Origin of the sequence: Streptomyces misionensis (genome assembly GCF_007896895.1) — a bacterium.
GTDB lineage: Bacteria > Actinomycetota > Actinomycetes > Streptomycetales > Streptomycetaceae > Streptomyces > Streptomyces misionensis_A.
Map to the genome: position 1 here is coordinate 43,107 of NZ_VOGW01000107.1, position 9,185 is coordinate 52,291.

General features: G+C 73.6%; 8 protein-coding genes. 4 read left to right on the plus strand and 4 right to left on the minus strand.

Annotated elements, in window-relative coordinates; translation table 11 throughout:
- Positions 1-88 precede the first annotated feature (88 nt).
- Positions 89-877 carry a sugar phosphate isomerase/epimerase family protein gene (locus FRZ03_RS19270; RefSeq protein ID WP_186785502.1) on the minus strand — a complete coding sequence of 263 codons (789 nt, stop codon included), beginning with the start codon at positions 875-877 and terminating at the stop codon, positions 89-91.
- A 174-nt stretch (positions 878-1,051) separates the two neighbouring features.
- Here FRZ03_RS19270 and FRZ03_RS19275 point away from each other — a divergent pair, with 174 nt between their 5' ends.
- On the plus strand, positions 1,052-2,467 hold the full coding sequence (locus FRZ03_RS19275) for an alkaline phosphatase family protein (RefSeq protein WP_146466410.1): 1,416 nt from the start codon (positions 1,052-1,054) through the stop codon (positions 2,465-2,467).
- A 441-nt stretch (positions 2,468-2,908) separates the two neighbouring features.
- Here FRZ03_RS19275 and FRZ03_RS19280 read toward each other — a convergent pair whose 3' ends face one another.
- A complete protein-coding gene (locus FRZ03_RS19280) occupies positions 2,909-3,955 on the minus strand; it encodes a LacI family DNA-binding transcriptional regulator (protein WP_146466411.1) in 1,047 nt (348 codons plus the stop codon).
- 262 nt (positions 3,956-4,217) lie between these two features.
- Here FRZ03_RS19280 and FRZ03_RS19285 point away from each other — a divergent pair, with 262 nt between their 5' ends.
- Genes FRZ03_RS19285 through FRZ03_RS19295 form a run of 3 tightly spaced genes read left to right on the plus strand, consistent with a single transcriptional unit; the run spans position 4,218 to position 7,350 of the window.
- Positions 4,218-5,342 carry a Gfo/Idh/MocA family protein gene (locus FRZ03_RS19285; RefSeq protein WP_261399257.1) on the plus strand — a complete coding sequence of 375 codons (1,125 nt, stop codon included), beginning with the start codon at positions 4,218-4,220 and terminating at the stop codon, positions 5,340-5,342.
- Positions 5,339-6,523: a dihydrodipicolinate synthase family protein gene (locus tag FRZ03_RS19290; protein WP_146466413.1), complete on the plus strand. Its 1,185-nt coding sequence runs from the start codon at positions 5,339-5,341 to the stop codon at positions 6,521-6,523. Before FRZ03_RS19285 ends, FRZ03_RS19290 begins: the two co-directional genes overlap by 4 nt.
- On the plus strand, positions 6,520-7,350 hold the full coding sequence (locus FRZ03_RS19295; RefSeq protein WP_261399256.1) for a sugar phosphate isomerase/epimerase family protein: 831 nt from the start codon (positions 6,520-6,522) through the stop codon (positions 7,348-7,350). The genes FRZ03_RS19290 and FRZ03_RS19295 overlap by 4 nt, the downstream gene beginning before the upstream one ends.
- A 25-nt stretch (positions 7,351-7,375) precedes the next feature.
- On the opposite strand, the gene FRZ03_RS19300 is transcribed toward FRZ03_RS19295, so the two are convergent.
- A complete protein-coding gene (locus tag FRZ03_RS19300) occupies positions 7,376-7,609 on the minus strand; it encodes a non-oxidative hydroxyarylic acid decarboxylases subunit D (protein WP_146466414.1) in 234 nt (77 codons plus the stop codon).
- Positions 7,610-7,688: 79 nt separating this feature from the next.
- Complete coding sequence (locus FRZ03_RS19305; RefSeq protein WP_146466415.1) at positions 7,689-9,104, minus strand: non-oxidative hydroxyarylic acid decarboxylases subunit C; 1,416 nt, start codon at positions 9,102-9,104, stop codon at positions 7,689-7,691.
- Positions 9,105-9,185 lie beyond the last annotated feature (81 nt).

The window sequence follows — 9,185 nt, forward strand, 5'->3', positions numbered from 1 at the left end:
AACGCCGCGGCAGCCGGGTGTCAGGGCCGCGGAACCCCCGCGGCCCTGACACCCGAGGGGGCAGGGCCCCCGGCAGGACCGGGCCGGGTCACACCGTCCCGTCGAGCAGCCGTACGAGGTGGTCGTGGCCCGCGGCGAGCAGGCCGGGCAGCGGGGCGGCGTGCTCGTACCACCGCTTCTCGTACTCCCAGCACAGCCAGCCGTCCCAGCCGCCCCGGCGCAGCACGTCCACGCACTCGGCGAGCGGCAGCACCCCCGCGCCCAGCGGCAGCGGGGTGGTGTCCTCGGCCGACGCGATGTCCTTGACCTGCACATAGCCCAGGCAGGGGGCGAGCGCGGCGTACGTCTGCGCCGGCTGCTCGCCGCCCAGCCAGGTGTGCATCACATCCCACAGCGCCCCCACCCGGCGGTGCCCCACCGGCCCGAGCACCCGGATCGCGTCGGCCCCGGTGCGGTGCGAGTCGTGGGTCTCCAGCAGGATGCGCACGCCGAGCGCGGAGGCGTCCTCGGCGGCGGTGCCCAGCCGCCGGGCGGCGATGGCATCGGCCTCCGCGGACTCCCCGCCGGGGAACACCCGTACGAACGGCGCCTGGAGGTCGTGCGCGAGGCGGAGCAGGTCCCGCAGTTCGGCCAGTACGGGCGCGTCGTCGCCGGGGGCGGCGACCCGCACGTACCCCGCGAGCGCCAGCGGTTCGACACCGGAGCCGCGCAACAGCGCGGCGGCGTCGGCCCGTTCGGCGGGGGTCAGCCCGACGTGCACCGCCTCCTCGGGATGGGCGCGCAGCTCGACGCCCTGGAAGCCGTGCGCGGACGCGAGCGCCAGCACCTCGGGAAGGGTCGTACCGGGGACGCCGAGAGTGGAGAACGCAAGCTTCATGCCCACCGACCATACCCGGCCGCCGCCCGCCCCGCCGCCGCGCCGCAATGTCACGACTTCTCCAAGAAGAGACCAGGTATTGCCGCTTTTTCGCCATCGACCACTGTCATCCGATCAGCCCGGGTAGGAAGGGTCTGCTGTCCGGTCCGCGAACACCCGCAAGAAGGGCGATACATGGCAGAGTTGACTCGACGCAGACTTCTGGGCTCGGGCGCCGGTGCGGCGGCCATCAGCCTGCTCCCGCCGAGCGTCCAGAAGGCCGTCGCCGCCGGACCGCCCCGCAAGGGCTCCCTGCGCGACATCGAGCACGTCGTCCTGCTGATGCAGGAGAACCGGTCCTTCGACCACTACTTCGGCACGCTCTCCGGCGTGCGCGGCTTCGCCGACCCGAAGGCGCTCAAGCTGCGCAGCGGGCGCAGCGTCTTCCACCAGCCGGACACCGCCAATCCCAAGGGCTATCTGCTGCCCTTCCACCTCGACACCCGCGCCTCCAGCGCCCAGGCCATCCCGTCGACCAGCCACGCCTGGACGGTGCAGCACCAGGTCTGGAACGGCGGCAGGATGGACCAGTGGCTGCCGGCCCACCGCAAGGCCGACGGCGCCAAGGGCGCCTACGTGATGGGCTACTACACGCGCGAGGACATCCCGTTCCAGTACGCGCTCGCGGACACCTTCACCATCTGCGACCACCACTTCTGCTCGGTCCTCGGCCCCACCTGGCCCAACCGCCTGATGTGGATGACCGGTACGGTCGACCCGGGCGGCACCCACGGCGGCCCGGTCACCACCAACGCGGCCCCGGCGCCGTACCGCTGGACGACGTACGCCGAGCGGCTCCAGGCGGCCAAGGTCAGCTGGAAGGTCTACCACCAGGACGACGACTACGGCTGCAACATGCTGGAACGGTTCGCCGCGTTCCAGCGTGCCAAGCCCGGCTCCGACCTCCACGAGCGCGGTGTCCGCCCGCAGCCCGAGGGCACCTTCGAGGACGACGCCCGCGCCGACCGGCTGCCGGCGGTGAGCTGGATCGTGCCGCCCGGCCACCAGTCGGAGCACCCGGACTACCTGCCCGCCGCCGGCGCGGACTTCGTGGCGTCGAAGATCGAGGCCATCGCCGCGAACCCGAAGGTGTGGCGCAAGACGGCCTTCATCCTCAGCTACGACGAGAACGACGGCCTCTTCGACCACGTCCCGCCGCCCACCCCGCGCGCCGGGACGAAGGGCGAGTTCATCGGGGGGCTCCCCATCGGCGCCGGTTTCCGGGTGCCCGCGATCATCGTCTCCCCGTGGACGGTGGGCGGCTGGGTCGCCACGGAGGCCTTCGACCACACCTCGGCCCTGCGCCTCCTGGAGCGCTTCACCGGCGTCGAGGAACCCAACATCAGCGCCTGGCGGCGCGCCACCTTCGGCGACTTCACCAGCGCCTTCCGCTTCTCCCGGGCCCGCACCAGCCCGCCCCGGCTCCCCGGCGGCACGGCGGAACAACTCCGGCGGGCGGAGCAGGAGGTGGCCACCCTGCCGAAGCCCCGACTGCCCGGCGGCGACCAGACCTTCCCCCACCAGGAACCGGGACGGCGACCGCAGGTGTAGCCGTACGGCCCCGCCGCCCGGGGAGTGCCCGGACGGCGGGACGCGGGGAAGCGGATTCGCCTGCCGACGACGCCGGAAGCCTTCGGCGTGTCGTGGGGGCCGGCCGGGGAGCGTGCGGCGTCGTGGGACGGATGGCCGGCGGAGCGTCCGGCGTGGACGGGCGGTCGGCCGCAGGCGGACGCCCGAGTCCTGGCGGGGCCGTCGGGGGACGGCCGGGCACGCTTCCGCGTTCGCGCGGGCGCGCCGGGCGGCACGCCGTGGGCCCACGCACCGGTCGGGAGCCGACCGGGTGCGCCGCAGCGCGTTCCGTCGGTCGCCCGGGGCCGAGCGGGGTTCGGCGGTGGTCGCGTGGGGAGGGTGCTTCGTCGATCGGCCGAGGGCCCCGGATGCGCTCCGTCGGCCGCTTCGGGTGTGCCGGTCCGCCGGATCGACCCGGGCCCCTCACTCCCGAGGCGCCCCCGTCGACCCCCGGACCATCAACTCCCCCTGGACTGAGGCGGTTTTGCCCGGAGGTGCGTCCTCGCGGCCCATGGCGAGGCGGCCCGCCCGGGCGCCCGCGTCGGCCAGGGGCAGCCGCATCGTCGTCAGGGCGGGTACGGCGTCGATGCTGCACGGCAGGTCGTCGAACCCGGTGACCGAGATGTCGTCGGGGATGCGCAGCCCGGAGTCCCGCAACGCGGCGCACGCCCCCAGCGCGACGGAGTCGTTCGCGGCGACGACCGCCGTCAGCGAGGGATCGCGCCGCAGCAGCTCCAGCGCCCCCTCGTACCCCGAGCGCCGGTCGAACCGCCCGTGCACCGTCCAGCGGGCGTCCTCCTCGATCCCCGCCGCGGCCAGCGCGAGCCGGTGCCCTTCGAGCCGGTGCCGGGTGGTCGTGCGCTCCATGGGCCCGGCGATGCAGCCGATGCGCCGGTGGCCGAGCCCGACCAGGTGGTCCGTGACGGCACGCGCCCCGCCGAGGTTGTCGAAGGTGAGCGTGACGGCCCCGGTGTCGGCCACCGGCGGCCGCCCGCACAGCACCACCCGCGTCCCGCTTTCCGTCAGCTTGCGCAGCTTCGCCGCGACCGCCGCCGCGTGCGGCGCGTCGGTCACCGCCCCGCCGGTCAGCACCACGGCCGCCGCGCGCTGCCGCTGGAGCAGCGTCAGGTACTTCAGTTCCTGCTCCGGCGAGCCGCCCGTGTTGCAGACGACCGCGAGCCGTTCGCAGCCCGCCCGGCCCCCGGTGCCGCCGATCTCCGCCTGGATGGCGCTCGCCATGATCCCGAAGAAGGGGTCGGCGATGTCGTTGACGAGGATGCCGGCCAGATCGGACGTGGCGGCGGCGAGCGCGCTGGCCGGGCCGTTGACGACGTAGTCCAGCTCGTCCACCGCCCGCAGCACCCGCTCCCGCGTCGCCGCGGCCACCGGGTAGTTGCCGTTCAGCACGCGCGACACCGTCGCGGGGGAGACCTGGGCGTGCGCCGCCACGTCCGCCAGGGTCACCGTCATCTCGTCGTCCTCCGGTCGCGCAGTTCGTCGTACGGCCTTTGAACGGCCAGGTCAGGGGCCCGTTCCCGGTGCCCGTTCCGAGGGGAGCCGGCGTCGCGGCCCGGCCGCGGTCTTGTGCCCACCGCCGACCTGAGGCTAGCTTCCTCCCCGGTAGAAAGCGCTTGCTATGGGGATTGTCTCGCAGGCGACACGGCACACAGCGGCACAAAAGAGGGCCCTGGGAGGGACCGACGTGACACGCAGGACGACGGTGCGCATCGCCATGAACGGGGTGACCGGGCGCATGGGTTACCGCCAGCACCTGGTCCGGTCGATCCTCGCCCTGCGCGAACAGGGCGGCCTCGACCTCGGCGACGGCACCGTGCTGTGGCCCGAGCCGGTCCTGCTCGGCCGCCGTGAGCACGCCCTGAGGGAGATCGCCGCGCGGCACGGCCTGGAGCACGTCTCCACCGACCTGGACGCGGTGCTCGCCGACCCGGACGTCGACATCTACTTCGACGCCCAGGTCACCGCCGCCCGCGAGGAGGCGCTCAGGAAGGCGATCGCCGCCGGGAAGCACGTCTACACCGAGAAGCCCACCGCCACCGGCCTCGCCGGCGCCCTCGAACTCGCCCGGCTCGCCCGGGAGAAGGGCGTACGGCACGGCGTCGTCCAGGACAAGCTCTTCCTGCCGGGCCTGCTGAAGCTGAAGCGGCTGGTCGACGGCGGCTTCTTCGGGAGAGTCCTGTCCGTGCGCGGCGAGTTCGGCTACTGGGTCTTCGAGGGCGACTGGCAGCGGGCCCAGCGTCCCTCCTGGAACTACCGCGCCGAGGACGGCGGCGGCATCGTCGTCGACATGTTCCCGCACTGGGAGTACGTGCTGCACGAGCTGTTCGGCCGCGTCACCTCCGTCCAGGCCCTGACCGCGACCCACGTGCCGCGGCGCTGGGACGAGCACGGCAGGCCCTACACCGCGACCGCCGACGACGCCGCCTACGGCCTCTTCGAACTGGACGGCGGTGTGGTCGCGCAGATCAACTCCTCCTGGGCGGTCCGCGTCCACCGCGACGAACTCGTGGAGTTCCAGGTCGACGGCACACAGGGCTCGGCCGTCGCGGGCCTGCGCGACTGCCGCGTCCAGCACCGCTCCGCCACCCCCAAGCCGGTCTGGAACCCCGACGTCCCCGCCACCGAGCGCTTCCGCGACCAGTGGCAGCAGGTGCCGGACAACGGGGAGTTCAAGAACGGCTTCAAGGCCCAGTGGGAGCTGTTCCTCCAGCACGTCCACACCGGCGCCCCCTACCGGTGGGACCTGCTGGCCGGTGCCCGCGGCGTCCAACTCGCCGAACTGGGGCTGAAGTCCGCCGTGGAAGGCCGCCGCCAGACCGTTCCGGAGATCGCCCTGTGACCGTCCGCCTCCCCGCCGCCGACGGCACGCTGCGCACGTACGAGCCGCGCGCCGAACCCCTTTCTGTCGCGCCCGGCGCCCCCGTCACCTCCCGTACGGTCTTCGCGGCGGCGCATGTCGTCGCCGACCCGTACGCGGACCTCTCGCCGGACTCGCCCGCCGCACTCGACTGGGACGCCACCCTCGCCTTCCGCCGCCATCTGTGGTCCCACGGCCTGGGGGTCGCCGAGGCGATGGACACCGCCCAGCGCGGCATGGGCCTGGACTGGGCGGGCGCCGCCGAGCTGATCCGGCGCAGCGCCGCCGAGGCGAAGGCGGTCGGCGGGCGCATCGCCTGCGGCGTCGGCACCGACCAGCTCACCGGCACCGACCGGGCCACCGGCGCCGACCGGATCGCCGGCGGCCTCGCCGGGATTCGCGCCGCCTACGAGGAACAGCTCGCCGTGGCCGAGGAGTCGGGCGCCCAGGCGATCCTGATGGCCTCCCGCGCGCTGGCCGCCACCGCCCGCGGCCCCGAGGACTACCTGGAGGTCTACGGCCGTCTGCTGCGCCAGTGCGCCGAACCGGTCGTCCTGCACTGGCTCGGCCCGATGTTCGACCCCGCCCTGGAGGGCTACTGGGGCACCACCGACCTGGACGCCGCCACCGAGGTGTTCCTCGACGTCGTCGCCGCCCACCCCGGCAAGGTCGACGGCGTCAAGATCTCCCTGCTGGACGCCCGGCGCGAGACCGGGCTGCGCCGTCGCCTGCCCCCGGGGGTGCGCTGCTACACCGGCGACGACTTCCACTACCCCGAACTCATCGCGGGCGACGACCAGGGCTTCAGCCATGCCCTGCTCGGCGTCTTCGATCCGCTCGGCCCGACGGCGGCCCGGGCGCTACGGGCCCTGGACGCGGGCGACACGGCCGGTTTCCGCGAACTGCTCGATCCCACGGTCGAGTTGTCCCGCCATCTGTTCCAGAGCCCGACCCGCTTCTACAAGACGGGGGTGGTCCTGCTCGCCTGGCTCTCCGGCCACCAGACACACTTCACGATGGTCGGCGGCCTCCAGTCCGCCCGTTCCCTCCCGCACCTCGCCCGCGCCTACGAACTCGCCGACTCGCTGGGCCTGTTCCCGGACCCCGCACTCGCCGAGGACCGCATGAAGACCCTTCTCGACCTGTACGGAGTGCCCCGGTGACCGGACTCGACCGCTTCTCCGTCAACCAGATGACGGTGCGGCAGCTCTCCCTGCCCGAACTGGCCGACTCCTGCGCCGAGTCGGGAATCGGCAAGGTGGGACTGTGGCGCGAGCCGGTCCGGGCGTACGGCCTGCGCGAGACCGCCGCGCTGGTCCGCTCGGCCGGGCTGGAGGTGACCACCCTGTGCCGGGGCGGCTTCCTCACCGCGACCGACCCCGGCGAACGCGCCGCCGCCCTCGCCGACAACCGGCGCGCGGTGGAGGAGGCGGCGGCGCTCGGCACCGACACCCTCGTCCTGGTCTCCGGCGGCCTGCCGCCCGGGAGCAAGGACCTGCGGGCGGCCCGCGAACGCGTCGCCGACGCCCTGGCCGAGCTGGCCCCCTGCGCCGAGGAGCACGGCGTACGCCTCGCCGTCGAGCCCCTGCACCCGATGTTCGCCGCCGACCGCTGTGTGGTCTCCACCCTCGCGCAGGCCCTGGACCTGGCCGAACGCTTCCCCGCGCACCAGGTCGGGGTGGCCGTCGACACGTACCACGTCTGGTGGGACGACCAGGCGCCCGCGCAGATCGCCCGCGCGGGCGCCCAGGGCCGCATCCACGCCTTCCAGCTGGCCGACTGGACCACCCCGTTGCCCGCGGGCGTCCTCAACGGCCGGGGCCGGCTCGGCGACGGGTCGATCGACCTGCGCGAGTGGTGCGGCCGGGTGGCGGCGGCGGGCTACACCGGCCCCGTCGAGGTGGAGATCTTCAACGAGGACCTGTGGGCCCGGGACGGACGGGAGGTGCTGAAGGAGACGGCGGAGCGGTTCCTGGAGCACGCGGGGTGATGGCCGCCGGACCGGGCGGAGGGGCTCAGGCGGAGGTGCGCAGCGGCGGGAGCGCCGGGACCTCCGGGGCGTTGGCGATGTCCTCGGGGGTCAGCTTGAACTGCTCGGGGTAGGCGTCGCGCTGCGTGCGGCGGGCGGGCTCGGTGGTCCGCCAGGTGTAGAGGCAGCGCCCGCACTGGAGCACGTCCCAGACGCCGGGCACGGGCGAGGCGTACAGCTTCTCGATGGTCTCGAAGGCGCAGCGGGGGCAGATGGTCATGGCGGGTTCTCCTTCTTCGCGGGTGACGGTGCGATCGGCGGCGGACCGGCGGCGGGGCCGCGCGGCTCCCGGCGGCCGGTCAGTCGCGGGCCTCGGCCATCAGCCGCTGGAGCTTGGCGGCCCACTCCGCGGTCTCCGGCAGGTCCTTGGCCGGGGTGGCGAAGCTGCCGCGGTTGTCGGGGCTGACGGGGGTGGTGGCGTCGATGATCATCTTGCTGGTGATGCCCGCGGGCTGGGCGGCGGGCGCGAGCTCCAGCACCGACAGGTTGGGGACGATCACCACGTCGCCGGACGGGTTGACCTTCGACGACATCGCCCACATGACCTGCGGCAGGTTGAACGGATCCACGTCCTCGTCGACGACGATCACCGTCGAGACGTAGCCGAGGCCGTGCGGGGTGGTCATGGCGCGCATGGCCACGGCCTTGGCGAAGCCGCCGTACCGCTTCTTCGTGGAGATGATGACCAGCAGGCCGTGCGTGTACATCGCGTTGACGGCCTGGACCTCGGGGAACTCGGCGCGCAGCTGCTTGAGCAGCGGGACGCAGGTGTTGGGCCCGACGAGGTAGTCGACCTCGGTCCAGGGCATGCCCAGGTAGAGCGACTCGAAGACCGGGTTCGTGCGGTACGAGACGCGGTCGATGCGGATGACGGGCATCCGGCGGCCGCCGGAGTAGTGGCCGGTGAACTCGCCGAAGGGGCCCTCGATCTGGCGCTCGCGGCTCTCGATGACGCCCTCGATGACGACCTCGGAGCCCCAGGGCACGTCGAAGCCGGTGAGCGGGGCGGTGGCGATGGGGGCGGGGGCGCCGCGCAGGGCGCCGGCCATCTCGTACTCGCTCTGGTCGTACGCCATCGGCATCCCGGCGACGATCGTCATCACCGGGTCGTTGCCGAGGGTGATGGCGATGGGCAGGTCCTCGCCCTTCTCCTCCGCCTTGCGCAGGTGGATGGCGACGTCGTGCACCGGCACCGGCTGGATGGCCAGCTTGTTGCGGCCGATGACCTCCAGGCGGTACGTGCCGACGTTCTGCTTGCCGAAGTTCTCGGGGTCCTCCGGGTCGCGGGAGACCACGGCGGCCTTGTCCAGGTAGAAGCCGCCGTCGCCGTCGTTGAGGCGGAACAGCGGGAGGACCGAGAAGAGGTCGACGTCGTCGCCCTCCTGGGTGTTCTCCCGCCAGGGGGCGTCCTCGCGGCGCTCGGGGGCGACGGGGAAGGCGTCCCAGCGGCGGGCGAACTCCGCCACCTGCTCCTTCACCGGGGTGTGCTTCGGCAGGCCGAGGGCGAGCGCGTGGTTGGCCCAGGAGCCGTGCACGTTCAGGGCGATACGGGCGTCGGTGAAGCCCTTGACGTTGTCGAACCAGAGGGCGGGCGCGCCCTCGCCGATGCGGCCGGTGGCGTTGGCGGCGGCGGCGAGGTCCGGTTCCGGGAGGACTTCCTCGGTGATGCGCAGCAGCTGGCCTTCCTTCTCCAGCGTGCCGAGGAAACCCCCCAGGACCCCGACCTCCCTGCCGCCCCCACCGCCACCGCCCGCCCCGCCGCCGCTCCGGTCGGCCGCACCTCTTTCGGACCCACC

Bases quoted from the DNA above. Each gene is read 5' to 3' on its own strand.
- FRZ03_RS19285 (WP_261399257.1), top strand. From the start codon at position 4,218: ATGAACGGGGTGACCGGGCGCATGGGTTACCGCCAGCACCTGGTCCGG.
- FRZ03_RS19300 (WP_146466414.1), bottom strand. From the start codon at position 7,609: ATGACCATCTGCCCCCGCTGCGCCTTCGAGACCATCGAGAAGCTGTAC.
- FRZ03_RS19280 (WP_146466411.1), bottom strand. From the start codon at position 3,955: ATGACGGTGACCCTGGCGGACGTGGCGGCGCACGCCCAGGTCTCCCCC.
- FRZ03_RS19275 (WP_146466410.1), top strand. From the start codon at position 1,052: ATGGCAGAGTTGACTCGACGCAGACTTCTGGGCTCGGGCGCCGGTGCG.
- FRZ03_RS19270 (WP_186785502.1), bottom strand. From the start codon at position 877: ATGAAGCTTGCGTTCTCCACTCTCGGCGTCCCCGGTACGACCCTTCCC.